This is a genomic window from Ancylobacter sp. (assembly GCF_965249975.1).
In the GTDB taxonomy this organism is placed as follows: domain Bacteria; phylum Pseudomonadota; class Alphaproteobacteria; order Rhizobiales; family Xanthobacteraceae; genus Ancylobacter.
The window spans coordinates 273,267-299,170 of the sequence record NZ_CBDFNE010000020.1; the positions used below are offsets into that span (position 1 = coordinate 273,267).

Annotated in this window: 24 protein-coding genes; 12 read left to right on the forward strand and 12 right to left on the reverse strand. The window is 68.0% G+C overall.

The genetic code is table 11. The features are described 5' to 3' along the window. Window positions 1-147: 147 nt before the first annotated feature. On the forward strand, window positions 148-1,623 hold the full coding sequence (locus ACP2AH_RS19260) for an ATP-binding protein (RefSeq protein WP_425107283.1): 1,476 nt from the start codon (window positions 148-150) through the stop codon (window positions 1,621-1,623). A gap of 68 nt (window positions 1,624-1,691) precedes the next feature. On the opposite strand, the gene ACP2AH_RS19265 is transcribed toward ACP2AH_RS19260, so the two are convergent. From ACP2AH_RS19265 to ACP2AH_RS19275, 3 genes are all read right to left on the reverse strand, one after another. Beyond that, entirely contained in the window at window positions 1,692-3,020 is a 1,329-nt protein-coding gene (locus ACP2AH_RS19265) for a TRAP transporter large permease (RefSeq protein WP_425107284.1), read from the reverse strand. Further along, window positions 3,020-3,649, reverse strand: a complete 630-nt coding sequence (locus ACP2AH_RS19270) for a TRAP transporter small permease subunit (protein ID WP_425107285.1) — start codon at window positions 3,647-3,649, stop codon at window positions 3,020-3,022. Before ACP2AH_RS19270 ends, ACP2AH_RS19265 begins: the two co-directional genes overlap by 1 nt. A 182-nt stretch (window positions 3,650-3,831) precedes the next feature. Then, window positions 3,832-4,971: a TRAP transporter substrate-binding protein gene (locus tag ACP2AH_RS19275; protein WP_425107286.1), complete on the reverse strand. Its 1,140-nt coding sequence runs from the start codon at window positions 4,969-4,971 to the stop codon at window positions 3,832-3,834. 349 nt (window positions 4,972-5,320) lie between these two features. On the opposite strand from ACP2AH_RS19275, the gene ACP2AH_RS19280 reads away from it, so the two are divergent. After that, window positions 5,321-7,537, forward strand: coding sequence for an esterase-like activity of phytase family protein (locus ACP2AH_RS19280; RefSeq protein WP_425107287.1), 2,217 nt, complete (start codon window positions 5,321-5,323; stop codon window positions 7,535-7,537). A gap of 236 nt (window positions 7,538-7,773) precedes the next feature. Here the strand turns inward: ACP2AH_RS19280 and ACP2AH_RS19285 are convergent, their stop codons facing one another. Further along, a complete protein-coding gene (locus tag ACP2AH_RS19285) occupies window positions 7,774-8,394 on the reverse strand; it encodes a helix-turn-helix domain-containing protein (protein ID WP_425107288.1) in 621 nt (206 codons plus the stop codon). A 133-nt stretch (window positions 8,395-8,527) separates the two neighbouring features. On the opposite strand from ACP2AH_RS19285, the gene ACP2AH_RS19290 reads away from it, so the two are divergent. Next, the gene (locus ACP2AH_RS19290; RefSeq protein ID WP_425107289.1) at window positions 8,528-9,517 is read left to right on the forward strand and encodes a threonine ammonia-lyase; all 990 of its coding nucleotides are present in this window, start codon (window positions 8,528-8,530) and stop codon (window positions 9,515-9,517) included. Window positions 9,518-9,520: 3 nt separating this feature from the next. Here the strand turns inward: ACP2AH_RS19290 and ACP2AH_RS19295 are convergent, their stop codons facing one another. From ACP2AH_RS19295 to ACP2AH_RS19310, 4 genes are all read right to left on the reverse strand, one after another. After that, a complete protein-coding gene (locus ACP2AH_RS19295; RefSeq protein ID WP_425107290.1) occupies window positions 9,521-10,576 on the reverse strand; it encodes a glycosyltransferase family 4 protein in 1,056 nt (351 codons plus the stop codon). After that, window positions 10,576-11,433, reverse strand: a complete 858-nt coding sequence (locus tag ACP2AH_RS19300; RefSeq protein ID WP_425107291.1) for a UDP-2,3-diacylglucosamine diphosphatase — start codon at window positions 11,431-11,433, stop codon at window positions 10,576-10,578. Before ACP2AH_RS19300 ends, ACP2AH_RS19295 begins: the two co-directional genes overlap by 1 nt. Before the next feature lie 81 nt (window positions 11,434-11,514). Beyond that, a complete protein-coding gene (locus ACP2AH_RS19305) occupies window positions 11,515-12,117 on the reverse strand; it encodes a LysE family translocator (protein ID WP_425107292.1) in 603 nt (200 codons plus the stop codon). A 155-nt stretch (window positions 12,118-12,272) separates the two neighbouring features. Continuing rightward, window positions 12,273-13,088 carry a universal stress protein gene (locus ACP2AH_RS19310; RefSeq protein WP_425107293.1) on the reverse strand — a complete coding sequence of 272 codons (816 nt, stop codon included), beginning with the start codon at window positions 13,086-13,088 and terminating at the stop codon, window positions 12,273-12,275. A 225-nt stretch (window positions 13,089-13,313) separates the two neighbouring features. Here ACP2AH_RS19310 and ACP2AH_RS19315 point away from each other — a divergent pair, with 225 nt between their 5' ends. From ACP2AH_RS19315 to ACP2AH_RS19325, 3 genes are read left to right on the forward strand one after another with little or no spacing between them, the layout of a single operon-like run. Next, complete coding sequence (locus tag ACP2AH_RS19315; RefSeq protein WP_425107294.1) at window positions 13,314-13,754, forward strand: c-type cytochrome; 441 nt, start codon at window positions 13,314-13,316, stop codon at window positions 13,752-13,754. Then, window positions 13,751-14,458, forward strand: a complete 708-nt coding sequence (locus tag ACP2AH_RS19320) for a cytochrome b/b6 domain-containing protein (RefSeq protein ID WP_425107295.1) — start codon at window positions 13,751-13,753, stop codon at window positions 14,456-14,458. Before ACP2AH_RS19315 ends, ACP2AH_RS19320 begins: the two co-directional genes overlap by 4 nt. Window positions 14,459-14,516: 58 nt before the next feature. Further along, a complete protein-coding gene (locus ACP2AH_RS19325; protein ID WP_425107296.1) occupies window positions 14,517-15,443 on the forward strand; it encodes a DMT family transporter in 927 nt (308 codons plus the stop codon). A 5-nt stretch (window positions 15,444-15,448) separates the two neighbouring features. Here the strand turns inward: ACP2AH_RS19325 and ACP2AH_RS19330 are convergent, their stop codons facing one another. Further along, a complete protein-coding gene (locus ACP2AH_RS19330) occupies window positions 15,449-15,685 on the reverse strand; it encodes an Lrp/AsnC ligand binding domain-containing protein (RefSeq protein ID WP_018391378.1) in 237 nt (78 codons plus the stop codon). A gap of 312 nt (window positions 15,686-15,997) precedes the next feature. Here ACP2AH_RS19330 and thiD point away from each other — a divergent pair, with 312 nt between their 5' ends. Both thiD and ACP2AH_RS19340 read left to right on the forward strand, forming a co-directional pair. After that, complete coding sequence (thiD, locus tag ACP2AH_RS19335; RefSeq protein ID WP_425107297.1) at window positions 15,998-16,804, forward strand: bifunctional hydroxymethylpyrimidine kinase/phosphomethylpyrimidine kinase; 807 nt, start codon at window positions 15,998-16,000, stop codon at window positions 16,802-16,804. A gap of 65 nt (window positions 16,805-16,869) precedes the next feature. Further along, window positions 16,870-18,048 (forward strand): MFS transporter, encoded by a 1,179-nt coding sequence (locus tag ACP2AH_RS19340; protein ID WP_425107298.1) that lies wholly within the window; start codon window positions 16,870-16,872, stop codon window positions 18,046-18,048. On the opposite strand, the gene dgcA is transcribed toward ACP2AH_RS19340, so the two are convergent. Continuing rightward, window positions 18,018-19,007: an N-acetyl-D-Glu racemase DgcA gene (gene dgcA, locus ACP2AH_RS19345; protein WP_425107299.1), complete on the reverse strand. Its 990-nt coding sequence runs from the start codon at window positions 19,005-19,007 to the stop codon at window positions 18,018-18,020. The two genes, ACP2AH_RS19340 and dgcA, sit on opposite strands and share 31 nt — an antisense overlap. A 233-nt stretch (window positions 19,008-19,240) precedes the next feature. Between dgcA and ACP2AH_RS19350 the strand changes: the two genes are divergently transcribed. From ACP2AH_RS19350 to ACP2AH_RS19365, 4 genes are read left to right on the forward strand one after another with little or no spacing between them, the layout of a single operon-like run. After that, on the forward strand, window positions 19,241-20,389 hold the full coding sequence (locus ACP2AH_RS19350) for an ABC transporter permease (RefSeq protein WP_425107300.1): 1,149 nt from the start codon (window positions 19,241-19,243) through the stop codon (window positions 20,387-20,389). Window positions 20,390-20,397: 8 nt separating this feature from the next. Then, window positions 20,398-21,228, forward strand: coding sequence for an ABC transporter ATP-binding protein (locus ACP2AH_RS19355; protein WP_425107301.1), 831 nt, complete (start codon window positions 20,398-20,400; stop codon window positions 21,226-21,228). A 7-nt stretch (window positions 21,229-21,235) separates the two neighbouring features. After that, window positions 21,236-22,282 (forward strand): MlaD family protein, encoded by a 1,047-nt coding sequence (locus ACP2AH_RS19360; protein ID WP_425107302.1) that lies wholly within the window; start codon window positions 21,236-21,238, stop codon window positions 22,280-22,282. Between the two features lie 60 nt (window positions 22,283-22,342). Next, window positions 22,343-22,993 (forward strand): ABC-type transport auxiliary lipoprotein family protein, encoded by a 651-nt coding sequence (locus ACP2AH_RS19365; RefSeq protein WP_425107303.1) that lies wholly within the window; start codon window positions 22,343-22,345, stop codon window positions 22,991-22,993. Between the two features lie 106 nt (window positions 22,994-23,099). Here the strand turns inward: ACP2AH_RS19365 and ACP2AH_RS19370 are convergent, their stop codons facing one another. Beyond that, window positions 23,100-23,897, reverse strand: a complete 798-nt coding sequence (locus ACP2AH_RS19370; RefSeq protein WP_425107304.1) for an outer membrane protein — start codon at window positions 23,895-23,897, stop codon at window positions 23,100-23,102. Between the two features lie 340 nt (window positions 23,898-24,237). Further along, window positions 24,238-25,884, reverse strand: a complete 1,647-nt coding sequence (groL, locus tag ACP2AH_RS19375) for a chaperonin GroEL (RefSeq protein ID WP_425107305.1) — start codon at window positions 25,882-25,884, stop codon at window positions 24,238-24,240. Window positions 25,885-25,904: the final 20 nt, after the last annotated feature.

Consider the following 25,904-nt stretch of genomic DNA (forward strand, 5'->3'; position numbering starts at 1 on the left):
CGGCGCGGGCCCTTGCCACGTGCTAAAGGCAGGGCCGGGCGCGGCGGCCGCAGCGGCTTCCCGCCGGATCGGCCGGCTGGGGGGCGGGCAATCGAACCATGCGGCTCGTGCTTAGGGCAGGGCCGGTGCAGGGATGCGTCACCGCAGATGAAGATCGGTATCGAGCTTGGAAGCAGCAACGCCGGACAGCCGGTTCGGCTCGATCTGGAAGAGCTCCTGTCCACGCGCCTTCTGGTGCAGGGCAATTCCGGCTCGGGAAAATCGCATCTGCTGCGCCGCCTGCTCGAACAGAGCGCCGGCCATGTGCAGCAGGCGATCATCGACCCGGAAGGTGATTTCGTCGGGCTGGCCGAGCGCTTCGGCCATGTGGTGATCGACGCCGAGCGCACGGCCGGCGAGATCCAGCGCATCGCCGCCCGCATCCGCAAGCACCGCGCTTCGGTTGTTTTCAACCTCGAAGGGCTGGATGCCGACGCGCAGATGCGCTCGGCCGCCGCCTTCCTCAACGGCCTGTTCGATGCCGACCGCGAATACTGGTACCCGATGCTGGTCGTGGTTGACGAGGCGCAGCTGTTCGCGCCCTCGGGCGGTGGCGAGATTTCCGACGAGGCGCGGCGCATCTCGCTCTCGGCCATGACCAACCTCATGTGCCGTGGCCGCAAGCGCGGGCTGGCCGGCGTCATCGCCACGCAGCGCCTCGCCAAGCTGGCGAAGAACGTGGCGGCGGAAGCGTCGAACTTCCTCATGGGCCGCACCTTCCTCGACATTGACATGGCGCGCGCCGCCGATCTGCTCGGCATGGAGAAGCGGCAGGCGGAGAGTTTCCGCGATCTCAACACCGGCTCCTTCGTCGCGCTCGGCCCGGCGCTGGCGCGTCGCCCGGTGGCGGTGAAGATCGGCCATGTCGAGACGGCGAGCCGCAACGGGCGCCCCTCGCTGCTGCCGCCGCCGGAACTCGGCACGGCGGAAATCCAGGACCTGATCTTCGACGATCTCGGCACCGAGCCCTTGCCCGCACCGCCCGCCCGGACGGAGCCGCGCGCCACCGAGGCCATTCTGGAGACGCTGGAGGACGCGCCGCCGCCCGAGGCCGCGCCGGTCGACCCGGAAGTCGCCGCCGCCTTCGCGGCGGAGCGCGAGGCGCTGGTGGAGGAAATCATCCGCCAGTTCGTCTCCGATCCCGAAGCGCCGTTCCGCTCCGCCGCCGCGCTCTACCCGGATTTTCTCGTGCATTGCCGGGTGCGCCGGGTCGGCTCGAAGGTGCCGGACCTCGCCGAATTCACCCGGCGGCTCGCCATCGCCCGCGCCGGGCTGGAATCCCGCAGCGGCGATGAGGGCTGGGCGCGCGCTGTCGACCAGGCGGCCGGCCTGCCGGAGGAGATGCAGGGCGTGTTCCTGCTGCTGGCGCGGGCCGGCATGGAAGGCGCGCCCTCGCCGGCGGACGAAGCGCTGGCCAAGGCCTATGGCAGCCGGTCGCCCTCGCGCGGGCGCTGGCTGCTGACCTATATGGAAGAGCGCGGCCATCTCGTCTGCGAGGCCGATTTCCGCGGCCGCCGCGTGGTGCGCTTCCCCGCTCTCGGCTGGAAGACCGCGCCGGGCGATCCGCGCGCGCCTGCGGCCTGAGAACGTTCAAGCTGGCGGACATGAAAACGGGCCCTTGCGGGCCCGTTTGCTTTTGCGGGTCGCGACCGTCAGCCGCCATAGAGATAGTTGGGCAGCCAGAGCGCGAAGCCGGGGAAGGTGTAGAGCAGCACCATCGCGAAGACCACGATGAGGATGAACGGCATCACCCCGGAGAAGATCTCGTCGATCGACACATGCTTGGGCGCCACGCCTTTCAAGTAGAACGGCGCCATGGCAACCGGCGGCGAGAGGAACGAGGTCTGCAGGTTCAGCGCCACCAGCACCCCGAAGAAGATCGGGTCGATGCCGAAATGGTCGAGCAGCGGCAGGAAGATGGGCAGGAAGATGACGATGATCTCCGTCCATTCCAGCGGCCAGCCGAGCACGAAGATGATGACCTGGGTAAGGATCAGGAAGCCGATCGGCCCGAGGTCCAGCCCCATGATGAACTCTTCGACCACGCGCTGCCCGCCCAGCAGGGCGAACACGGCGGAGAACACCGCCGAACCCACGAACAGCCAGCACACCATGGCCGAGGCGCGGGCGGTGAGGAACACCGAGTCCTTCAGCTTCTCGAGGCTGAACGTGCGATAGGCCAGCGCCAGCAGGATGGCGCCCGCCGCGCCGATGGCCGCCGCTTCCGACGGGGTGGCGAGGCCGAGAATGATGCAGCCGAGCACCGAGACGATGAGCAGCACCAGCGGGAAGAACGAGGTCAGCAGCGCCCAGATGACCGTCAGCACGGGAACGTTGCGTTCCTCCGGCGGCAGCTTCGGCGCCAGCGACGGGTTGATGATCACGCGGATGATCACATAGGCCATATACATGCCGGCCAATGCGATGCCCGGGAGGAAGGCGGCGGCGTAGAGCTTCACCACCGACACGCCCGCCGTCGCGCCATACAGGATCAGCATGACGCTGGGCGGGATCAGGATGCCGAGGCAGCCGCCGGCGCAGACCACGCCCGAGGCGATCTTGGTGTCGTAGCCGGCGCGCAGCATGGCCGGGAAAGCGAGCAGGCCCATCAGCGTCACCACGGCGCCGACAATGCCGGTCGCGGTGGCGAACAGGGCGCAGGTGATGAGCGTCGCCACGGCGAGCGAGCCGGGAATCCAGCCGGCAGCGAGCTGGATGGCGCGGAACAGCCGGTCGAGAATATTCGCCCGCTCGATCACATAGCCCATGAACAGGAACAGCGGGATCGAGATCAGCACGTCGTTGGCCATCACCGAATAGGTGCGCTGCACGAAGAGCTGGAAGATGCCGTCGCCGATGGAGAGGTAGCCGAAGGCGACGCCCAGTGCCATCAGGGTGAAGGCGATGGGGAAGCCGAGCATCAGCAGGATGAGGAAGACGACCAGCATCAAGATGCCGAGCGCGGGATCGGAAAGAAACATCACAGGGTCCCCCGCGTGGTGGAGTCGCGCTCGACGGTGTTGAGCAATTGTTCTTCGGCCTCGGCCTTGGCGGCGGCCTCGTCGAGAATGACCTTCTCCAGTTCCTCCACATCGTGCAGGCGCTGCGGCCATTCCCCGTCGCGGATGCAGATCCAGCAGCGCACGACCTCGACCATGCCCTGCAGCAGCATCATCACGCCGGTAATGGGGATCAGCGCCTTGAACGGCCAGATGACGGGGCCGTCCGGACTGAACGAGGAATGCTCGTTCAGGAGATAGGACAGGTGGAAATAGCCCCAGCCGGAATAGATCAGCGCCAGGATGCCGGGGAAGTAGAACAGGAAGTAGAGCACCAGATCGCTCTTGGCCTGCGTGCGCGGCGTCCATTTGCGGTAGATGAAGTCGCCGCGCACATGGCCGTTGCGCGAGAGCGTGTAGGCGCCGGCCATCATGAACAGGGCGCCATACAGCATCAGGCTGACGTCATAGGCCCAGGTGGTGGGGTCGCGCAGCACGTAGCGGCAGAACACTTCGTAGCAGATCGCCACCATCAGGATGACGATGCACCAGGCGAACAGCTTGCCGATGAGGGCATTCAGCCGGTCGACGCCGAGAAGGATGGATTGCATGGGAAGGGGCCTCTTGGTGGCACGTCATCGGGGCCGCGCGGTGTCGGGACGGAGGCAGTGGCGCAAGCATCAGCGTCGGCCCGTCACGCCACGCAGGGATGCGCGGCCAGGCCGGAAACCGGTGCCTACCGAAACCAAAAGCCCCTCTCCGTTGCCGGAGAGGGGCGCACGCGAACCCGGGATCAGGCCGGCTTGAAGAAGTGGTCGTAGGCGAACTTGTTGTCCGGCTCATATTCCAGCCGGAAGCCGACGATGCGCTTGGCCCATTCCTTCTGGCTTTCGACCACCTTCTTGAACACCGGATCGGCGGAAAGGTTGGCGATCACCACGTCCCAGGCCTTGAGCTGGGCTTCCAGCACGGATTTGGGCGTCTGCAGCACCTTGACGCCGCGCGCCTTGATCGCCGCGAGGTCCTTGGAATAGCGATCCTGCGCCTTCCACATCATGGTGGAGGAGGTGGCGTCGGAGGCGCCGCGCAGGATTTCCTGCACGTCCTTCGGCAGGCCGTCGAACTTGGTCTTGTTGAACAGGATCTCGAAGCATTCGAGCGCCTGATGGTAGCTGCCGAGCATGTAGACCTTGGCCACGTCAGGGAAGCCGAGCACCAGGTCGGAGGACGGGTTGTTGAACTCGGCGCCGTCGAGCAGGCCGCGATCGATCGCCGGCACGATTTCGCCGCCGGGCACGATCGTCACCGCCGCGCCGAACTCCTTGAACAGGTCCGCGCCGAGGCCGACGGTGCGGTACTTCATGCCCTTCATGTCTTCCGGGCCGGTGATTTCCTTCTTGAACCAGCCGAGCGGCTGGCTCGGCATCGGGCCGGTGAGCATGCCGACCACGTTCAGCTTCAGCGTGTTCTGTACGAGGTCGTCATAGAGCTCCTGGCCGCCGCCGAAGCGGATCCAGCCCAGCAGCTCGTCCGCGTCCCAGCCGAAGGCGGGGGCGGTGCCGAACAGCGAGAACGCCTTGCTCTTGCCGTACCAATAGGCGGCGACGCCGTGGCCGCCATCGAGAATGCCCGAGGATACCGCGTCCAGCATCTGGAAGGCCGGAACGACCGAGCCGGCGGGAAGAATTTCCAGCTCGACGCGCCCGCCGGTCATGGCGTTGACGCGCTTCACATAGTCGCCGGCGAATTCGTGGAAGATGTCCTTGTTCGGCCAGGTCGACTGGAATTTCAGCTTGATGGGAGCCTGCGCATGAACCGCCGGGGCGGCGACGGTGGCGCCGGCGGCTGCCGCTGCGGCGGTGGCGATGAAGCGGCGACGGCTGGTGCGGACATCCGGACGCGCGTCCGTGGTCTTCCCTGACGTTTCGGTCATGGGGCGGTTCCTCCTGTGGCGTTTCCTTGCGGGTAGTCCCCCGCCGGGCGGCGCTTCGGCGCCTTGTCCCGATGCGCCAAGGAGACGATGCCGAAAGGGCGAGTGCAAGCCCTAATTGATGATTTTTACTGTAATCCTTTCGTCCGAAAGTCGAATGCTGCACGGTTGACGCAGAGGTCGCGTGTCCGGCCTCGCCGCGACGCTGCGGAAGGAGAAGCCGGCTGCCGTAACTGAGGTTATCCGCCGTCCATCGCGTGCAGGCGACGGGATCGTCATGCCTTTGTCATGGTCAGGCCGTTGAACCGCAGCAGCGCGGGCCGGTTCCGCCCGCATCCGATCGGAGACCCCCATGCGCCCGATGCTTCTCGCCACTGCCTCCGCCGCCGTGCTCGCCCTCGTCGCCCTGAGCGCCCCTTCGCTGGCGGCCGACGCGCCGTTCAACCGCATCGCCACCTTCAACGTGGTGGAAAACCTCCCGGCCGGTGCCGATCCCGCCAAGCCGACGGCGGCGGAAATCATCACCTATACCGAGGACGGCAACACGCTGATCTACAGCGACAGCCCCGGCGAGCGCATCGGCTTCATCGACATCACCGATCCGGCGGCGCCGAAGGCGGCGGGCGTGGTCGCGCTCGACGGCGAGCCCACCACCACGGTCGTGATCGGCTCCAAGGCCTATGTCGGCGTCAACACCTCGGAATCGAAGGCGAAGCCCTCAGGCCATCTCGCGGTGGTGGACCTCGCCACCCGCAAGGTGGAGGACAAGATCGATCTCGGCGGCCAGCCGGATTCGATCACCAAGAGCCCGGATGGCCGCTATCTCGCCATCGCCATCGAGAATGAGCGCGACGAAGAGGTGAATGACGGCGCGCTGCCGCAGCTGCCGGGCGGCAACCTCACCACTTTCGAGGTGAAGGACGGCCGCGTGGTCGACGCTTCCAAGCGAGTGATCGACCTCACCGGCCTCGCCGCGATCGCGCCCGAGGACCCGGAGCCGGAATATGTCGACATCAATTCCCGCAACGAGGTCGTGGTCACGCTGCAAGAGAACAACCACATCGTCGTGGTGGATCTGCCCACCGGCAAGATCCTCTCGCATTTCTCCGCCGGCACGGTGGACCTCGACAAGATCGACACCAAGAAGGACGGTGTGATCGACCTTTCCGGCTCGATGAAGGCGGTGCCGCGCGAGCCCGACACCGTGCAATGGATCGACGACAACCGCTTCGTCATCGCCAATGAGGGCGACTGGAAGGGCGGCACGCGCGGCTTCTCCATCTTCGACAAGACCGGCAAGCTGCTGTTCGAGAGCGGCACCGCGCCCGAGCACATGGCGGTGCGCCTCGGCCATTACCCTGAGAAGCGCAACAAGAAGGGCATCGAGATGGAAGGCGCGGAAGTCGCGACCTTCGGCGATGACCGCCTGATCTTCGTCGCCTCCGAGCGCGGCTCGTTGGTCTTCGTCTATCGCGACAAGGGCCCCGGTGCGGCGCCGGAATTCCTGCAGGTGCTGCCCGGCGGCGTCGGCCCGGAAGGGCTGATGGCGCTGCCCAAGCGCGACCTGTTCGTCACCGCCGCCGAGACCGACAACCGCAAGGATGGCGGCATCGGCTCCGTCGTCACGCTCTATCAGCGCCAGCCCGGCGCGACGGCGACCTATCCCACCCTGCTCTCGGTCGACGGTCCCGACGGCCTGCCGATCTGGTGGTCGGCGCTGTCCGGCTTCGCGGCGGACGCGAAGGAGGCGGGCAAGCTCTATGCGGTGACCGACAGCGCCTATGCGCAGGCGCGCATCCTGACCATCGACGCCACGGCGAAGCCGGCGAAGATCACCGCCGCCACCGTGCTGACCAAAGACGGTGAGCCGGCCAAGGGGCTCGACCTCGAAGGCATCGCGGTGCGTCCCGAAGGCGGCTTCTGGGTGGCCTCCGAAGGCAATCCGGAGAAGAAGGAGAAGCCGACGCAGAACCTGCTGCTGCGCGTCGGTGCGGACGGCGCCATCGCGGAAGAGATCGCGCTCCCCGAGGCAGTGGCGGCGCAGGCCGGCCGCTTCGGCTTCGAGGGCGTGGCGGTGGTCGGCACCGGCGCCGACGAGACGGTGTGGATCGCCGTGCAGCGCGAGTGGAAGGACGACCCGAAGGGCTTCACCAAGCTCCTCGCCTACAAGCCGGCCGACAAGAGCTGGGGCGTCGTGCGCTACCCGCTCGACAAAGCCGCCAAGGGTTGGGTCGGCCTGTCCGAGGTCTCGCCCTACAAGGACGGGCTGATCGTCATCGAGCGCGACAACCAGATCGGCAACGACGCCGTGATCAAGAAGCTGGCCTTTGTCTCGCTCAAAGACGTGAAGCCGGCGCCGCTCGGCAGCGAGGTCACGCCGCCGGTGCTGGTGAAGAGCGAGGTGAAGGACCTGCTGCCGCTGTTCAAGGCGACGCATGGCTATGTGCTCGACAAGGTCGAGAGCTTCGCCATCGACGCCGCCGGCAACGCCTTCATCGTCACCGACAATGACGGCGTCGACGGCTCCTCCGGCGAGACGCAGTTCATGTCGCTCGGCAAGCTGAACTGAGGCAAGCGGCCCGCGCTCCGCTTCGCCACCCCCTCATCCCCGGGCGTGACCCGGGGATCCAGCTCTGCCGCTGGCGCGAGACGCCCAGGGCCGCACTGGCCCGGCTGCTTCGAGGCCCTGCTACGCAGGGCACCTCAGCATGACGACGCGCTTCTTTTCCAAGAAGGGAGCAGCGTCATCCTGAGGTGCGCGCGCAGCGAGCCTCGAAGGATGGTCGGTTCGCTCCAGCGGGAGCCTTAATCCAGCACGGCGGCCTTCAGCAGGCAGACCATGGTGGCGTGGGCGGGCTCGGTGGTGAGGTTGCGGATGACGTGGCGGCGGTCGCAGCGATAGCGCAGCGTCTCGCCGGCGCGGGCGGTCTCGATCACGTCGCCGCACTCCACCTGCAATTCGCCCGAGAGCACCGACAGGCATTCCACCGCGCCGCGCTGGTGGCCGTCGGAGATCAACTCGCCGCCCGGCCCGGCGACGAAGTCGAACCATTGCAGCCATTCCACCGTCTTGATCCAGCCGGTGATGGTCAGCCGGCACTTGCCGTCCTCCGACACCAGGATCGGCGTGTCGGCGCGGGTGAGGTGCTCGACAAAGGGCTCGTCATCGGTCGCCGCCATGAAGCGGTCGATCGACATGTCGAGCGCCTGCGACAGCCGCCAGACGGTGGCGAGCGTCGGGTTGGTCTCGTTGCGTTCGATCTGGCTGATGATCGACTTGGCGACGCCGGACTGCTCGGACAGTTCGGACAGCGACAGATTATAGGCCTTGCGCAGGCGCTGGATGGTGCGGCCGAGCTGGCCGGTGATCGCCTGCGCCCCGGCATCCATGTCGCCCCGATCGAGGCTGCGCGTTCGGCCCGACATGCCGGCTCCCGTTTGGCTTATGAGGCATGTATTTAGGTCGCCCGGGCCCGCCCGCGCAAGCCGGCGCGAAAAAGCTGAGCGCGGGCGTCGGAAAGCACATGCGCGCGCGCCGTCGCGGGATTAAGCTCAGCCCATGATGCAGAGCAACGCCCTTCCCACCTATGACGACGTGACCTCGGCCGCCGAACGCCTCGCGGGCGTGGCGGTGCGCACGCCGCTTCTCTCCTGCGCCCGCCTCGACGACATCACCGGCGGGCGGGTGTTCCTGAAGCCGGAGCCGCTCCAGCGCACCGGCTCGTTCAAGTTCCGCGGCGCCTATAACCGCATCTCGCGCATCCCGGCCGATGAGCGTGCCGGCGGCGTGGTCGCCTGCTCCTCCGGCAACCACGCGCAGGGCGTGGCGGCGGCGGCGGCGCTGATGGGCATGGCCTCGGTGATTGTGATGCCGAAGGACGCGCCTGCGATGAAGAAGGCGCGCACCATCGCCTTTGGCGGCGAGGTGGTGGAGTATGACCGCGAGACCGACGACCGCGACGCCATTGCCGGCGACATCGCGCGGGCGCGCGGCGCCATCTTCGTGCCGCCCTATGACGATTTCCACATCATTGCCGGACAGGGCACGGTGGGGCTGGAAATCGCCGAGGATCTTCTCGCGCGCGGCCTGACCCCGGATGTGGTGGTGGCGAACGCCTCGGGCGGCGGACTCGTTTCCGGCATCGCGCTGGCGGTGCGGCATCATTTTCCGGACGCGCGCATCCTCACCGCCGAGCCGGCGGGCTTCGACGACCACGCCCGCTCCTTCCGCTCCGGCGGGCGCGAGCGCAACAACCAGGCGACAGGCTCGATTTGCGACGCGCTGCTGGCGGCGACGCCGGGGCGGCTGACCTTCGAGATTTCCTCCCGCCTCGTCGGCGAGGGCGTGTCGGCGACAGACGAGGAAGTGGCGCGGGCGGTGGCGTTTGCCTTTGAGGAGCTGAAGCTGGTCGTCGAGCCCGGCGGGGCGGTGACGCTCGCCGCCGTGCTGGCCGGCAAGCTCGACCTCACCGACAAGCTCGCCGTGCTCGTGCTGTCGGGCGGCAATGTGGATGCCTCCACCTTTGCCCGCTGCCTCGCCGTGGCGTGAGACTCAGCCCGCGGCGACGCTGGGGACCGCGTGGGCGCGGGCGTGGGCGGCCTCGATATTGTGCAGGAACTGCTCGGTGCAGGCGCGCCAGGAAAAGCGCAGCGCATAGGCGCGCGCCGCCGCGCGGTCGATGTCGAGCGCCGCCAGCGCCGCCTGCCGCAGATCGTCGCTGAGCACGCCGACGGAGAGGTCCGCCTCGCCGATCACGTCCTTCGGCCCGGTGACGGGGAAGGCGGCAACCGGCAGGCCGCTGGCCAGCGCCTCCAGCAGCACGATGCCGAACGTGTCGGTCAGGCTGGGAAACACGAACACATCCGCCGCCGCGTAGATGCGGGCCAGTGCCTCGCCTTCTTGCAGGCCGAGGAAATGCACGTCGGGGTGGCGGGCCTGAAGCTCGGCGCGGGCTGGGCCTTCGCCGACCACCACCTTCGAGCCGGGCAGGTCGAGATCGAGGAAGGCGGAGATGTTCTTCTCCACCGCCACCCGGCCGACCGAGAGAAAGACCGGGCGGGGCAGGGCGGCGACGAACGCGTCCATTTCCGCTTCCGGGCGCGGGCGGAACAGCTCGGCATCGACGCCGCGTGACCAGCGCAGGATGTTATGGAAGCCGCGCCCGCGCAGCTCTGCTTCCAGCGTTGCGGTGGAGACCATGATGCCGGCGCCGGCATTGTGGAAGCGGCGCAACCAGGCATAGGACAGCACTTCCGGCACCGGCGCGCGGGCGGCGAGATATTCGGGGAAGCGCGTGTGGTAGCTAGTAGTGAAGCTCTGGCCGCGCGACAGGCAGGCGCGGCGCACCATGATGCCGATTGGCCCTTCGGTGGCGATGTGCACGTAATCGGCGCCGATCTCGTCCATCCGCCGCCGCACCCGCCCGGGCGTCGCCAGCGCCAGCCGGATTTCCGGGTAGGTCGGCATCGGCACGGTGCGGAAATCGGCGGGGGTGAGGAAGTCGATGCGGGCGCCAAGCTTCTCGGCTTCGCGCGCCGTGTTCTGCAGCGAGCGGACGACGCCGTTGACCTGCGGCAGCCAGGCATCGGTAGCGACGAGAATGTGCATCAGGCGGCGACCTTCGGCCGTTCGAGCAGCAGCGGCGCCTTCACCCGCGCCCGTGTCTGGCGCGCCCAGTCGATCAGCTCGAAGCGCCCGTCGGCATGTTCGACGATCGCCGTGCAGCTTTCCACCCAGTCGCCGCAATTAATGTACTCGACGCCGAAGCTGTCGTGAATGACCGCGTGGTGAATATGCCCGCACACCACCCCGTCCACCTTGTGCCGGCGCGCCTCGGTGGCGACCGCTTCCTCGAAGCGGCCGATGAAATTGACCGCGTTCTTCACCTTCAGCTTGGCCCATTGGCTCAGAGACCAATAGGGAAAGCCGAATTTCCGGCGGGCCCAGTTGAGATAGGTGTTGAGGCCGAGGGCGGCGGTGTAGGCGCCGTCGCCGAGGAAGGCGAGCCAGCGGGCGTGGCGCACCACCACGTCGAACACGTCGCCATGAATGACGAGGTAGCGCTTGCCATTGGCGGCTTCGTGGATCGCCGTTTCGACCACTTCGATGCCGCCGAAATGATTGCCGTAATAGTCGCGGAGGAATTCATCGTGGTTCCCCGGCAGATAGACCATGCGGGTGCCCTTGCGGCTCTTGCGCAGCAGCTTCTGCACCACGTCATTATGGCTCTGGGGCCAGTACCAGCCGGCGCGCAGCCGCCAGCCATCGACGATGTCGCCGACGAGATAGATGGTGTCGGCGTCGTGGTAGCGCAGGAAGTCGAGCAGCAGATCGGCCTGGCAGCCCTTGGTGCCGAGATGGACATCGGACAGGAACAGGCTGCGGTAGCGGCGTGCCTCGGGTGCGTCGTTCACCTCGGAAGCCCCCTCGATCAGGCCCGCAAATGGGCTGGGCAATGTCTCCATGGGGAAAGCATAAGCCCGACTCGCATCACGCTTTTATGACGATGCTGCGCTGCACCGTGCTTCCGGCCGATCACCGGAGCGTCAGAGGAACAGCATCACCACGCTTGCCGCCACCAGGGCCGCCATCGCGTAGTTCACCAGCCGCTGCTGGCGCGGGGTGGAGAGCAGCCGGGCGAGCAGCGCGCCGAAGCCGGCCCACAGGCACAGGCTGGGAAGGGTGACGATGGCGGAGACCAGCGCGATCATCGCCACTTCGCCGAACAGATTGTCGCCGCCCACCGTGGTGAAGGCCGGCACGATGGAAAGCGCGATGGTCCACGCCTTCGGGTTCACCCATTGGAACAGTGCTGATTGCAGCAGCGTCATCGGCTTTTCCACCTCCGCCCCGCCGCCCGGCCCGCCGGCATGGGCGATCTTCCAGGCGAGGTAGAGCAGATAGAGCGCGCCGACGATCTTCAGCGTCTGGTGCATATAGGGGATGGCGAGGAACAGCGTGCCAAGACCGAGGCCGATCGCCACCACCATGACCGCGAAACCGACCGTGACGCCCCAGATCTGCGGCAGGGTGCGGCGAAAGCCGAAGGCGGCGCCGGAGCCGGCCGAAATCATGTTGTTCGGCCCGGGAGTGAGCGCGCCGGCAAGGGCGAACAGGAACAGCGGCAGAAGCTGGGAGGACAGCGGCACGGGCATTCCTCGGGCGGTAGGCCGGAACGGCGCGCCAGAGCTAGGCCGTCCACCCGCCCGCCGCAACCCGGAAAGGTCGGCGGCACAAATGAAACCGCAGGCCCCTCCCAGGGCCGGCGGCGAAGAGACAGCGGCCGGGCGCGCGGCCCGGCGGCTCAATGCGCAACGAACAGCGGCGCGGGCGGATCGACCAGCAGCGAGGCGGTGACGCCGCCGAGGATCATTTCCGCAAGGCGCGAGCGGCTGTAGATGCCCATCACCAGCAGGTCGGCGCCGAATTTCTGCGTCTCCTGCGGGATGATCGTCGCGGCGGGGCCTTCCGCGACATGCCGGTGCTTGGCGTTGACGCCATGGTTGGCGAGATAGGCGGTGAGCTTGGCGCCGGAGGCGGCGACATCGGACTTCGCCTCCTCCACGGTCAGCACTTCCACCTCGTCCGCCAGGGCGAGGATCGGCAGGGCGAAGCGCACGGCATGGCCGGCCTCGCGCGAGGGCTTCCACGCCACCAGCACCTTGCCGAGCCGGCCCGGCACCTTCTTGCCGGTCGGCACCACGATGACGGGGCCGTTGCAGGCGAGGGCGAGATGCTCGGGCAGGGTGGCGGCGAGTTCGTCGTCCACCGTGCCGTAGCGGGTTTCGCTGACGATGGTGACATCGGAGAAGGTGATCTCGTCGCGTAGGGCGGTGGTGACCTCGCCTTCCACCGTGTGCCACACGCCGGTGACGCCGGCTTCCGCCACGGCGGCTTCGAACTGCGCCTTGAGGGTCGCTTCCTTCTCCTTCGCCTCGCGCACCAGCTCGTTCACATAGATGGACAGCGCCCGCCCGACGCGGGGAACGCCGGCGGGATAGAGCGTGTAGACCGCCCGCAGCTGCCCTCCGGTCTGCCGTGCGAGGCCGATGGCGAAGGCCAGACGGTCATTGAACCCCGAATCGGGGGCGGCGTGCAGCAGGATGGTGCGGATGGACATGGCGTTTCTCTCTCTCCTGACGGCTGTGACACTGACGTAGGGTCATTGTGCCCGAAAGGAAATGCGGGAAACCACGATCCGCAACAGGCATTAGGTATTCACCATACCCGCGCTCTCCCATCACGAGCGCGCGAACAGGCTTCCGCGCCGATTGCCATCTTACCGCCCGCCAATAAGGTCGGCCGGCGCGCGCGCCTTCCCGGCGCGTGAATGAGGGAGCATTTCATGGTTCGCCGACTGACGGCTGCGCTTGCAGCCGGCATGATCACCGCCTTTGCCGCCAGCATGGCGATCGCCCAGGCCGACGTGGTGAAGGAGCGCCAGGCGCTGCTGAAGCAGTTCGGCGATGCCACCAAGCCGGTCGGCGGCATGCTGCGCGGCAGCACACCGTTCGATCTCGCCCAGGTGCAGGCGGCGCTCGATCTCTATGTGAAGAACGCCAAGGCGCTGCCGGCGCTGTTCCCGGAAGGCTCCGGGCCGGGCAGTGACGCGCTGCCGGCGATCTGGAGCAACAAGGCTGATTTCGACGCCCGCTTCGCCAAGTTCGGCTCCGACGCCGCCGCCGCCCGCGCGGCGATCACCGATGAGGCCAGCTTCAAGGCCAATTTCCCCGGCGTGATCCGCAATTGCGGCGCCTGCCACGACAGCTACCGGCAGAAAAATTGACCGGCGCGCCGCTCTCCCCTCCCGCGCCGGTGCTGCTGGCGTGGGACCTGCCGACGCGGCTGGCGAAATGGAGCCTCGCCGCGCTGGTCGGGCTCGCCTTTCTCAGCCGCTATTACGGCGATGCCGGGCTGGTCTGGCACCAGTGGAACGGCCTTGCCATTCTCGTCGTGGTGGTGTTCCGGCTGTTCTGGGGGCTGGTCGGTGGCTCTACGGCGCGCTTTGCCGGCTTCCTGCGCGGCCCGCGCGCGGCGCTGCGCTATGTCGCCTGCCTGCTCAGGGGCCGGCCGCAGCATTTTCTCGGCCATAACCCGCTCGGCGGCTGGGTGGTGATGGCGCTGCTGGGTCTGGTGGCGGCACAGGCCCTCACCGGCCTGTTCACCAGCGACGACATCATCGTCTATGGCCCGATGACGCCCGTGGTGAGCGACGAGACCATCCGCAGCGCCTCGGTCTGGCACCAGCGGCTCTATCCCTATCTGCTGGCGCTGATCGGCCTGCATGTGGCGACCAACATCGCCTATTCGCTGTTCGGGCGGGACAATCTGATCCGCGCCATGATGTCAGGCACCAAGCCGGCGGCGTCCTATGCCGACCGGGCACCGGCGACGCCGGGCGGGATCGGGCGGGCGCTCGCCTGCCTTGTGCTGGCGGTGGTCGTCGTCTTCGGCGGTATCGCGCTGGCGGGAGGGCACCCCTTCCCCTGATGTTTAAGCCTTTCGGCGCGCTTGCGGGGCGCCGGGAACCGTGCTCCATGGCGACCTCATGAACGCGCTCAAGGGCATCGCGCTGCAGGTCGGCGCGACGTTCCTCTTCACCATCATGTCGGCCCTCGTCCGCATCGTCTCGGATCATGTTCCGACGGGCGAGATCGTGTTCTCGCGCTCCTTCTTCGCGCTGTTTCCGCTGCTCGCCCTTCTCGCCTGGCGGCGGGAGATCGGGGCGGCGGTGCGCACCGCCCACCCGCTCGGCCATATCGCGCGCAGCACCATCGGCGTCTGCGCCATGGGGCTGAGCTTCGCCGCGCTGGCACGCATCCCACTGGCGGACGCCACTGCCATCGGCTTCGCCGCGCCGCTGCTCACCGTCATGCTGGCGGCGCTGCTGCTGCGCGAGCGGGTGCAGGCCTATCGCTGGGCGGCGGTGGTGGTGGGGCTCGGCGGGGTGGTGGTGATGCTGTGGCCGCACATGCAGGGCTCCTTCGACACGCCCGGCCATCTGTTCGGCGCGCTGTTCGCGCTCATGGCGGCGGCGTTCACCGCCGGGGCGATGGTGCAGGTGCGCCGCCTCACCCAGACCGAGACCACCGCCTCGATCGTGTTCTACTTCCAGGCGCTGGCGGCGCTGGCGGGCCTGGCCACCGCCGGCTGGGGCTGGGTGCTGCCGAGCGGGCGGGAAGGGCTGCTGCTGCTGACCATCGGCTTTATCGGCGGGGTCGGGCAGATCCTGCTGACCGAGAGCTACCGCTACGCGCCGGCCTCGGTGGTGGCGCCCTTCGCCTATTCCGCCATGCTGTGGTCGCTGCTGCTCGGCTTCATCCTCTTTGCCGAGGTGCCGCCGCTCCTGGTGCTGCTCGGCGGCGCCATCGTCATCGGCGCCGGCCTGTTCGTCATCTGGCGCGAGCGCCAGCTCGGCATCGACCGGACGCAGGACGAGGCGGCGTCGACCCCGCCCGCCGCGCCGGCGCCCTGAGACCGTCAGAACGCCTTGAAGGTGATCAGAGTGCGGGTGTCCTGGATGCCCGGGAACAGCTGCACCTTCTCATTGACGAAATGGCCGATGTCCGTGCCCTCGGGCACATAGAACTTCACCAGCAGGTCGAACTCGCCGGCGGTCGAATAGATCTCCGAGGCGATCTCGGCGTCGGCGATGGCGTTCGCCACCTCATAGGCGCGGCCGAGCTGACATTTGATCTGCATGAAGAAGGGAACCATGGCGGTCTTCCGGCTGAACGCGGGGAGGCCGATAGGAAACAGAAGGCGGACCCTGGCGCAACCCCCGCCGTCCCGTGGCGCGACGACGCCTTGCGCGCGCGCGCGTCCTCGCCTATCTCGCGGCAGACGATCACGTTGGGGTGCCCAAGGCGCGCAGGCGCTAAGGGCTGAGAGGCGAAGACGGGCCGAAAGGCGCGTCGCCAACCCACGAACCTGATCCGGGTCATGCCGGCGGAGGGAACGGATCGCGCGCGCCGGGGGCCGGTATCCCGTCGCGACGCCTCCACCCCGCACGGCGAGGGGAGGCGTAGCATGGTAGGCTCCACACCGATTGCGGTGACGATGGCGGGCTCGGACAGCGGCGGCGGCGCCGGCATCCAGGCCGATCTCAAGACCTTTTCCGCGCTCGGCGTCTATGGCGCCAGCGTCATCACCGCGCTCACCGCGCAGAACACGCGCGGCGTCACCGGCATTCACGACGTGCCGCCCGCCTTCATCGCCGCGCAGATCGACGCCGTGTTGTCCGATCTCGCGGTCGATGCGGTGAAGATCGGCATGCTCTCGCGCCCCGAGGCGATCACCGAGGTGGCGTCGGGCCTCGCGCGACACGGCGTGTCGGCGGTGGTGCTCGATCCCGTGATGATCGCCGCCTCCGGCGACCGGCTGCTGGTGCCGGAAGCCATCGACACGCTGCGCCGCGAACTGCTGCCGCAGGCGCTGCTGATCACGCCGAACCTGCCGGAAGCCGCCGCGCTGCTGGAGGCGGCCCCGGCGGAAGACCTCGCCAGCGTGCGCGCGCAGGCGCAGCTGCTGCTGGCGATGGGGCCGCGCGCGGTGCTGATCAAGGGCGGCCATGGCGAGGGGCCGGACAGCATCGACGTGCTGCTCGATTCGGACGGTTTCGTAGAGTTCACCGCGCCGCGCATCGTCACCCGCAACACCCATGGCACGGGCTGCACGCTGTCTTCCGCCATCGCCGCCGGCCTCGCCAAGGGGCTGGGCCTGCGCGAGGCGGTGGCGGCGGCGAAGGATTATCTGACCAAGGCGCTGGCCCGTTCGGAAGAACTCGCCATCGGCCAGGGCCACGGGCCGGTGCACCACTTCCACGCCTGGTGGTGAGCGCGCCGGTGGTGCGGCGGCGCGCGGCCTGCTAAGCCGGGCGACGCCTCCGCGAGCCGCCACCCGTGCCCCTCATCGCCCCCCGCCACGCCATCGCCGCCGTCTATGCCGGGCTGTTCTTCGGCATCGGCGTGTTTATGCCATTCTTCCCCGTCTGGCTGGAGGGGCGGGGCTTCGACGCGGCGATGATCGCGCTGGCGCTCGCCGTGCCGCAGGTGGTGCGGCTCGTCACCATGCCGCTCGGCGGCCTGCTGGCGGACCGCAGCGGGCGCCCGCGCGCCACGCTCATCGTCTATGCCGCCGCCACCGCCCTGTGCTTCGCCGGCATCGCTTTCGCCCCCAGCCCGACCTTCATCCTCATCGGGCTCGGCCTCGCCGCCGTGTTCTGGCAACCGAGCCTGCCGGTGCTCGACGCCTATGCGGTGGCGCGCCGCCGGGAAGGGCTGATCGATTATGGCCGGGTGCGGCTGTGGGGCTCGGCGGCGTTCATCGGCGGCAACCTGCTCGCCGGCGGCCTGCTCGGCGGCGCGTTTCTCGTCGCGGTCCCGCCCGATACGGTGATCTGGCTCATCGCCGGCGCCAGCGTCGCGGCGGCGCTGGCGGCGGCAACCCTGCGCGAGGTGCGCCCGGCGCCGAATGAGACGGCGCGGCCGAGCGGCTTAGCCCTCGCCGGCCTCGCGCCGGTGCTGTTCGTCGGCATGGCGGCGGCGGCGCTGGTGCAGGGTTCGCACGCCGTGCTCTACGCCTTCGCCTCGTTGATGTGGCAGGGCAAGGGACTCTCCAGCACGCTCATCGGCCTGCTCTGGTCGCTCGGCGTGCTGGCGGAGGTGGTGCTGTTTCATTACGGCACGCGGGCGACGCGGCGGCTGGGTCCGGAAAAGCTGCTGCTGATCGGCGGGCTGGCCGGGGTGCTGCGCTTTGCCGTCATGGCGATGGACCCGCCGCTGCTGCTCCTCCTCCTGTTGCAGCCGCTGCACGCCTTCACCTTCGGCTGCACCTATCTCGGCGCGGTGGAACTCGTCGCCCGCCATGCCCCGCCCGGGCGCGGGGCGAGCGTGCAGGCGCTCGCGGCCTGGGCAACGGCGATCGCCATGGCCGGGGCGACGCTCGCCGCCGGCCCGCTGTGGCAGGCTTTCGGCCCCGGCGCGTTCTTCGCCTCCGCCGGGCTGGCGCTGGCGGGAACGGGGCTTGCGCTCCTCGCCGGCCGGCTGCGTCAGCCCCAGAGCGCGGGTTCGGGCGGGTAGACCAAGCTGCCCTCATAGCGCAGCGCCGGGGTGCGGTCGGCCGCCAGCAGCAGCGGGCCGTCGAGATCGACAAACCGCGCCAGCGGCGCCAGCAGCAGCGCCGGCGCCATGGCGAGCGAGGTGCCGACCATGCAGCCGACCATGATGTCGAGCCCGGCCGCCTGCGCGGCGCGGGCGAGCAGCAGCGCCTCGGTCAGCCCGCCGGTCTTGTCCAGCTTGATGTTGAGCGCATCATAGCGCCCGACGAGCGCGTCGAGGCTCTCCAGCCCGTGTGCGCTCTCATCGGCGCAGACCGGCACCGGACGGGCGATGGCGGCAAGACGGGCATCGTCGGCGGCGGGCAGGGGCTGTTCCACCAGTTCGACCCCCACCTTCGCGCAGGCGACGAGATGGGCCTCCAGGCTTTCGCCGGTCCAGCCCTCATTGGCATCGACGATCAGCCGCGCCTGCGGCACCGCCGCGCGGATGGCGTTGAGGCGGGCGACATCGCCCTCGGCACCGAGCTTGAGCTTGAGCAGTTCGTGCCCCGCCTCCTCAATCGCCGCGCGCGCCGCCTGCGCCATCGCTTCCGGCGTGTCGAGGCTGAGCGTATAGGCGGTGACCACCGGCTGCGGCGCCGGCAGGCCGGCCATCTCGAAGGCGCGCATCCGCGCCCGCTTGGCGTCGAGGTCCCACATGGCGCAGTCGATGGCGTTGCGCGCCGCACCGGGCGGGAGAACGCTCATCAGGTCCTCGCGCCGCAGCCCCTCCGCGACCAGCTTTTCCAGCGCGGCGAGGTGCGCGATCACGCCCTCCACGCTCCCACCATAACGGGCATAGGGCACGCATTCGCCCCGCCCCACATGCGCACCGTCGCGCAGCTCGACCGTGACGACGGCGGCCTCGGTCTTGGAGCCGCGGGCGATGGTGAAGGTGCCACGTATGGGAAAACGCTCGGCGGTGATGAGAAGCTCGGTCATGGCGGAAGCCGTCCGGAGGGAGAATCGCACCGCCCATGATAAGGCCCCGCGTGCGCCGCCGGGCGTCGCCGTGAAAGCACACCTGCGGGGATTAAGTCACTTCGCCGCCGTCCCTAATCGCGAATCGCCGCCGGCTCTCTCGACGGCTGCGGCACCCCCCGCTAGAAACGCGGAGCGAGTTCTGGTGTCGGCGTCGCGGCCGTGGCGTGGTCGTGTCCGCAGGGAGGGTCATCTTGGGAGCTGCTGAAGCGCCGCTTCTGGCCACCGCCCGCAATGGCCGCGAACTCGTGTTCGTGGGCAATGGCCGCTGGGTGGCCGGGCAGGGCCGTGCGCTGGAAGGCTCCGTCGATGCCGCCCTCGCCGAGGTCGCTTCCGGTGCCAGCGAAACCGCGCGCATCGACCTTTCCGGCGTGCGCAGCCTTGACACGCTCGGCGCCGTGGTGCTCGACCGGTTGCTGCAGGCGCTCGACAAGGCGAACATCCGGTTCCAGATCGTCGGTCTGGAACGCCGCTTCCGCCCGCTGCTCGACGACATCATCAAGGGCAGCCACGCCCGTCCGCCGCGCCGGCGGCAGGTGAACCCGATTCTCGGCGGCATCCAGCTCATCGGCAAGACCATGGCGTCGACCGCCGAGGATGGGCTGGCGCTGCTGTCCTTCATCGGCTCCGTGGTGGCCGCGCTGCTGCGCGTGCTGCTGCGCCCGCTCAGCTTCCGCTTCACCTCGATGATCTATCATCTGGAGCGGACGGGGCTGCGCGCGGTGCCGATCGTCGCGCTGATCACCTTCCTCATCGGCTGCATCATCGCCCAGCAGGGCATTTTCCATTTCCGCAAATTCGGCGCCACCACCTATGTCGTCGACATGGTGGGCATTCTCACCCTGCGTGAACTCGGCGTGCTGATCGTCTCGATCATGGTCGCCGGCCGTTCCGGCAGCGCCTTCACCGCCGAGCTCGGCTCCATGCGCATGCGCGAGGAAGTCGACGCGCTGCGGGTGATGGGTTTCGATCCCAACGAGGTGCTGGTGCTGCCTCGACTGATCGCGCTCATCATCGCCGTGCCGCTGCTTACCTTCATCGGCAATATGTGCGCGCTCTTCGGCGGCGGGCTGGTGGTCTGGCTCTATGGCGGCATTTCGCCGGCGATCTTCATCGCCCGGCTGCAGGAAGCCATCGCGCTGAACACCTTCGAGGTCGGCATGATCAAGGCGCCGTTCATGGCAGCGATCATCGGCCTCATCGCCTGCATGGAAGGCATGCGGGTGGGCGGCAGCGCCGAGTCGCTCGGCGCCCACACCACGGCCTCTGTGGTGAAGGCCATCTTCCTGGTGATCGTGGTGGACGGGCTGTTCGCCATGTTCTTCGCCGCGATCGACATGTGAGGGGGGCGATGCAGGCGGACAGCGCAACCCAGCCTTCCAATGGCGCGGTTCCCGAGGTGGCACCGGGCGAACCGATCATCCATGTCCGCGACCTCGTGGTCGGCTTCGGCGAGCGCACCATTCTCAAGGGGCTGTCGCTCGACGTGATGCGCGGCGAGATTCTCGGCTTCGTCGGCGCGTCCGGCGGCGGCAAGTCGGTGCTCACCCGCACCATTCTGGGGCTGGTGCCGAAGCGCGCCGGCACGGTGGCAGTGTTCGGGCAGGATCTCGACGGCCTGACCTTCGAGGGTCGCCGCGCGCTCGAACAGCGCTGGGGCGTGCTGTTCCAGCAGGGGGCGCTGTTCTCCTCGCTGAGCGTGCGGCAGAACATCCAGTTTCCGATGCGCGAATATCTCGATTTGTCGCAGGGGCTGATGGACGAACTCACCATCGCCAAGCTGGAAATGGTCGGCCTGACCGCCGACGCGGCGGAAAAGGCACCTTCCGAGCTTTCCGGCGGCATGATCAAGCGCGCCGCGCTGGCGCGGGCGCTGGCGCTCGACCCGGAAATCCTGTTCCTCGACGAGCCGACCTCGGGTCTCGACCCTATCGGCGCCGGCGAGTTCGACGAACTGATCGCCACGTTGCAGCAGACTTTGGGGCTGACCGTATTCATGGTAACCCACGATCTCGACAGCCTGCACACGGTCTGCGACCGCATCGCGGCTCTCGCCGATGGCAAGGTCGTGGCGGTGGGGCCGATCGACACCATGCTGGCGTCGAAGCACCCTTGGGTTTCGGCTTATTTCCACGGAAAGCGGGCGCGCGCCGCCGGCTTCGGTTCTGAGGGGGCGCGCTGAGGAGACCATGGAGACACGCGCCAATTACACGATCATCGGGCTGTTCACCCTGGCTGTCGTCGCGGCGGGGTTCGCCTTTGTCTGGTGGTTCACCGGCTCGGCCAGCCGTGGGCCGCGTACCTCCTATGACGTGGTGTTCAGCGGCGTGGTAAGCGGGCTGCAGACCGGCTCGGCCGTGACCTTCAACGGCATTCCCGTCGGCGAGGTGACCGGGCTGCGGCTCGACGCCAAGGACCCGCGCAAGGTGATCGCCCGCATCGCGGTGCAGCCGGACACGCCGATCAAGTCTGACACCCGCGCCACGCTGGATTCGCAATTGCTCACCGGCCTCGCCTCGGTCGGCCTCGTCGGCGGCTCCACCCAGGCGACGCCGTTGCCCGCGCCGCCGGAAGGCCAGCTGCCGATGATCGACGCCGACACCTCGGCGGTGCAGGACCTGGTGCGCACGGCGCGCGAGGTGCTCGGCCGGGTCAACGACATCGCCATCCGGGTCGACGACCTCGTCAAGGCCAACGATGCCAAGATTTCCTCGGTGATCGACAATGTCGACAAGTTCACCGCCGCCCTCGGCGAGAACTCCGGCAACATCGACACCTTCCTGAAGGAAATGGGCGGCGCGGCGAAGCGCATCTCCTCGCTGGCCGAGAATCTCGACAAGCTGGTGGTTTCCGTCGACCCGGAGAAGCTCGGTAATACGGTGAACGATATCAGCGCCTTCACCGCCCAGCTCGGCACCATGGCCGATAAGGTCAACGGCATCCTCGACAATGTGAACGCGATGACCACGAGCGAGGAAGGCAAGGGCATGTTCAACGAGATTTCCGGCGCGGCCGCCGAAGTGCGCAAGCTCGCCGCCAATCTCGACACCCGCACCGCCGAGCTTTCCGCCAATCTCAACAAGTTCACCGGGCCGGGCCTGCGGCAATACGAGGCGCTGGCGGTGGACGGACGGCGCACGCTGGGCGAGATCGAGCGTGTGTTCCGGAATTTCGAGCGCAATCCGCGCCAGTTCATCTTTGGCGGGTCGAACGTACCCAGCTACAATGGGCGCTAGGCGATGGGGCGCCATATGATGGGAATTCGGGAAGCCGGCGACGGGGGCAGGGGCGTTCGCGTGAGTGTTGACGAAAGGGACGCCCGTTCCGCCGGGCACGGGACGCGGCCGGGCCGGGTTGTCGGCGCTGTCGGCCTGCTGATGCTGGCGCTGTCGCTCGGCGGCTGCGGCACGCTGCTGTCCGGCGGCGACAAGGCGGTGCCGACCTTCGATCTCAGCGCCCCCGCCGATTTCAACGCCCCGCGTCGTGGCACGGGCCTGCTCGTGGTCGGCCCGCCCACCGCGCTGGCGGTGCTCGACACCGAGCGGATCGTGGTCGAGCCGCAGCCCGGTCAGATCACCTATCTCGACCAGGCGCAGTGGAGCGACCGGCTGCCGGCGCTGTTCCAGGCGCGGCTGATCGAATCCTTCGAGAACGGCAACCGCGCCCGCTCCGTCGGCCGGGCCGGCGAGGGTCTGAACGCCGACTACACGCTGCTGTCGGATCTGCGTGCCTTCGGCATCCGCACCTATGAGGGCGGGCCGGTGGCGGTGGTCGAGGTGTCGGTGAAGATCGTCGGCGCCAGTTCGGGCCGCATCGTCGCCGCGCAGGTGTTCACCGCCCGCGCGCCCGCAGCCTCCACCAGCGGGCCGGACGCCACGGCGGCGCTCGATCAGGCCTCCGACCAGGTGTTCGTCGAGCTGGTGCGCTGGGCGTCCAGCCGGTTCTGAGACGGCACGGCGCCCGGTGGCGCCGGCCCCCAAATCCTCGCCCCAGATGCAAAAAAGCCCGGCTCGCGCCGGGCTTTTTCATTCATCGGACAATCGGCCGGGTGGATCAGAACTTGTAGCTGATCGCGGCGCGGACGATGTTGCTGGTCAGGTCCGCCTTGGCGCTGACATAGCTGCCCGGGGCGCCGGCGAGATAGCTGGTCACGTTGGTGTCCCCGAGGTCGACATAGAGATATTCGCCGCGCAGGATCCAGTTATCGGTGATGGCGTATTCGAGACCGGCACCCAGCGTCCAGCCAGTGTTCACATTGTCATGCGAGCCGGTGGCGGCGGTGGTGATGTCCGGCGCGCCAGCGCCGTCGAGCCCCATCACCGTGGTCGAGCTGCTGACCTTGCCATAGGCGAAGCCGCCGGTGCCGTAGACCAGCAGGCGGTCGAAGGCGTAGCCGAGGCGGGCGCGCACGGTGCCGAACCATTCCAGCTCGGCGCTGGTTTGGAAGTAGGGGCCGCCCGTCGTGGCGTAGAAGGAGCGGCTGTCCTCGGCGCCGGTCCACTGGAAATCGGCCTCGAGGCCGACGACCACATTATTGGTGAACTGGTAGTTGTAGCCGATCTGCCCGCCGGCAACCCAGCCGTCCATGTTGCCATAGTTCACGTCGCTGCCGGGATAGAGGCCGCCCGGCGTGTAGACGCCGCCGGTGCTGTCGAAGAACAGGACATCCGTCGCCTTGGAATCGCCCCAGGCATAGCCGGCATTGCCGCCGAGATAGAAACCGGTCCAGGAGAAGGCCGGCACGAACACTTGCACCGGCTGGGCCTTGACGGGGTAGGGAAGGTCGGCGGCGAAGCTGGCGGTGCCGGTGGCCAGCAGGGCGGCCGCGCCGAGAAGCAGCGAGCGGTTCATGGGGTTCTCCAGGGTGAACGAACTGCCGGGATAATGACATTGCCGGCAATAGGTTCGGTCGTGGGTGGATACCCCGCGCGTTGTTCCGGGTGGTGTGTCGGAAATACGACACTTCTGGTTGTTTGATACCATTCTCGGCCAAGAATGGCCCTTCCAGGTCTTCGGCTGACAAAAAAGGGCGCGGCTTGCGCCGCGCCCTTCCGTCTTTCTCTCGCAGTGCCGGCTTCGGCACTCAACCAACCGCAGGGGCGGAGGGACTTCCTCAGAAGTCCATACCGCCACCTGAGCCGGGCTTGCCCGGCTCAGGCACTCAGCGAAAAGCAGGGGCGTATGGATTTCCTCAGAAATCCATACCGCCCATGCCGCCCATGCCGCCGCCGGGCATGGCGGGGGCCGCGCCGCCCTTCTTCGGAATGTCGGCGATCATCGCTTCGGTGGTGATCAGCAGCGAGGCCACCGAGGCCGCGTTCTGGATCGCCGAGCGCAGCACCTTGGCCGGGTCGATAACGCCGGCCTTGTACATGTCGACATATTCGCCGGTCTGGGCGTTGAAGCCGAAGGCGTAGTCGTTCTTCTCCAGAATACGGCCGACGATCAGCGAGCCGTCTTCGCCGGCATTGCTGGCGATCTGGCGCGCCGGGTACTGCACCGCCTTGCGGACGATGTCGACGCCGGTCTTCTGATCGGCATTGGCGGTGACGACACCGTCCAGCGCCTTCATGGCACGCAGCAGGGCCACGCCGCCGCCCGGCAGCACGCCTTCTTCCACGGCCGCGCGGGTCGCGTGCAGCGCGTCGTCAACGCGGTCCTTCTTTTCCTTCACTTCGACTTCGGTCGCGCCGCCGACGCGGATCACCGCGACGCCACCCGCGAGCTTGGCGAGGCGCTCCTGCAGCTTCTCGCGGTCGTAGTCCGAGGTGGTTTCCTCGATCTGCGCCTTGATCTGCGACACGCGGTCCTCGATGTCCTTCTTGGCGCCGGCGCCGTCGACGATCGTGGTGTTCTCCTTCTCGAGCACGACCTTCTTGGCGCGGCCGAGCATGGCGAGCGTCACGGTGTCGAGCTTGATGCCGAGATCGTCGGAGATGGCGGTGCCGCCGGTGAGGATGGCAATATCCTGCAGCATGGCCTTGCGGCGATCACCGAAGCCGGGAGCCTTCACCGCCGCGACCTTCAGGCCGCCGCGCAGCTTGTTGACCACGAGGGTGGCGAGCGCCTCGCCCTCGATGTCCTCGGCGATGATCAGCAGCGGCTTGGAGGTCTGCACCACGGCTTCGAGCACCGGGAGCAGCTCCTGCAGGCCCGAGAGCTTCTTCTCGTGGATGAGGATGTAGGGGTCCTCGAACTCGACCCGCATCTTCTCGGCATTGGTGATGAAGTAGGGGGAGAGATAGCCACGGTCGAACTGCATGCCTTCGACCACGTCGAGCTCGGTCTCGGCGGTCTTGGCTTCCTCGACGGTGATCACGCCCTCATTGCCGACCTTCTCCATCGCCTCGGCGAGGTACTTGCCGATCTCGGAGTCGCCATTGGCGGAGATGGTGCCGACCTGGGCGATCTCGGCGTTCGAGGTCACCTTGCGGGCGTTCTTCTTGAGGTCGGCGACGATGGCCTCGACCGCGAGGTCGATGCCGCGCTTGAGGTCCATCGGGTTCATGCCGGCGGCGACCGACTTGGCGCCTTCGCGGACAATGGCCTGGGCGAGCACGGTGGCGGTGGTGGTGCCGTCGCCGGCGAGGTCGTTGGACTTCGAGGCCACTTCGCGCACCATCTGCGCGCCCATGTTCTCGAACTTGTCCTCGAGCTCGATCTCCTTGGCGACGGTGACGCCGTCCTTGGTGATGCGGGGAGCGCCGAAGCTCTTCTCGATCACGACGTTGCGGCCCTTGGGACCGAGCGTGACCTTGACGGCGTTGGCGAGAATGTCGACGCCGCGCAGCATCTTCTCGCGCGCGTCGCCAGCGAACTTAACTTCTTTGGCGGACATGATGTTTTACTCCGGTGATG

What these genes read in the sequence shown, in the direction of transcription:
- ACP2AH_RS19275 (WP_425107286.1), bottom strand. Translation starts at nt 4,971, where the DNA reads ATGACCGAAACGTCAGGGAAGACCACGGACGCGCGTCCGGATGTCCGC.
- ACP2AH_RS19315 (WP_425107294.1), top strand. Translation starts at nt 13,314, where the DNA reads ATGGTTCGCCGACTGACGGCTGCGCTTGCAGCCGGCATGATCACCGCC.
- ACP2AH_RS19270 (WP_425107285.1), bottom strand. Translation starts at nt 3,649, where the DNA reads ATGCAATCCATCCTTCTCGGCGTCGACCGGCTGAATGCCCTCATCGGC.
- ACP2AH_RS19355 (WP_425107301.1), top strand. Translation starts at nt 20,398, where the DNA reads ATGCAGGCGGACAGCGCAACCCAGCCTTCCAATGGCGCGGTTCCCGAG.
- dgcA (WP_425107299.1), bottom strand. Translation starts at nt 19,007, where the DNA reads ATGACCGAGCTTCTCATCACCGCCGAGCGTTTTCCCATACGTGGCACC.
- thiD (WP_425107297.1), top strand. Translation starts at nt 15,998, where the DNA reads ATGGTAGGCTCCACACCGATTGCGGTGACGATGGCGGGCTCGGACAGC.
- ACP2AH_RS19280 (WP_425107287.1), top strand. Translation starts at nt 5,321, where the DNA reads ATGCGCCCGATGCTTCTCGCCACTGCCTCCGCCGCCGTGCTCGCCCTC.
- ACP2AH_RS19285 (WP_425107288.1), bottom strand. Translation starts at nt 8,394, where the DNA reads ATGTCGGGCCGAACGCGCAGCCTCGATCGGGGCGACATGGATGCCGGG.
- ACP2AH_RS19265 (WP_425107284.1), bottom strand. Translation starts at nt 3,020, where the DNA reads ATGTTTCTTTCCGATCCCGCGCTCGGCATCTTGATGCTGGTCGTCTTC.
- ACP2AH_RS19310 (WP_425107293.1), bottom strand. Translation starts at nt 13,088, where the DNA reads ATGTCCATCCGCACCATCCTGCTGCACGCCGCCCCCGATTCGGGGTTC.
- ACP2AH_RS19260 (WP_425107283.1), top strand. Translation starts at nt 148, where the DNA reads ATGAAGATCGGTATCGAGCTTGGAAGCAGCAACGCCGGACAGCCGGTT.
- ACP2AH_RS19330 (WP_018391378.1), bottom strand. Translation starts at nt 15,685, where the DNA reads ATGGTTCCCTTCTTCATGCAGATCAAATGTCAGCTCGGCCGCGCCTAT.
- ACP2AH_RS19295 (WP_425107290.1), bottom strand. Translation starts at nt 10,576, where the DNA reads ATGCACATTCTCGTCGCTACCGATGCCTGGCTGCCGCAGGTCAACGGC.
- ACP2AH_RS19300 (WP_425107291.1), bottom strand. Translation starts at nt 11,433, where the DNA reads ATGGAGACATTGCCCAGCCCATTTGCGGGCCTGATCGAGGGGGCTTCC.
- ACP2AH_RS19370 (WP_425107304.1), bottom strand. Translation starts at nt 23,897, where the DNA reads ATGAACCGCTCGCTGCTTCTCGGCGCGGCCGCCCTGCTGGCCACCGGC.
- ACP2AH_RS19360 (WP_425107302.1), top strand. Translation starts at nt 21,236, where the DNA reads ATGGAGACACGCGCCAATTACACGATCATCGGGCTGTTCACCCTGGCT.
- groL (WP_425107305.1), bottom strand. Translation starts at nt 25,884, where the DNA reads ATGTCCGCCAAAGAAGTTAAGTTCGCTGGCGACGCGCGCGAGAAGATG.
- ACP2AH_RS19325 (WP_425107296.1), top strand. Translation starts at nt 14,517, where the DNA reads ATGAACGCGCTCAAGGGCATCGCGCTGCAGGTCGGCGCGACGTTCCTC.
- ACP2AH_RS19290 (WP_425107289.1), top strand. Translation starts at nt 8,528, where the DNA reads ATGATGCAGAGCAACGCCCTTCCCACCTATGACGACGTGACCTCGGCC.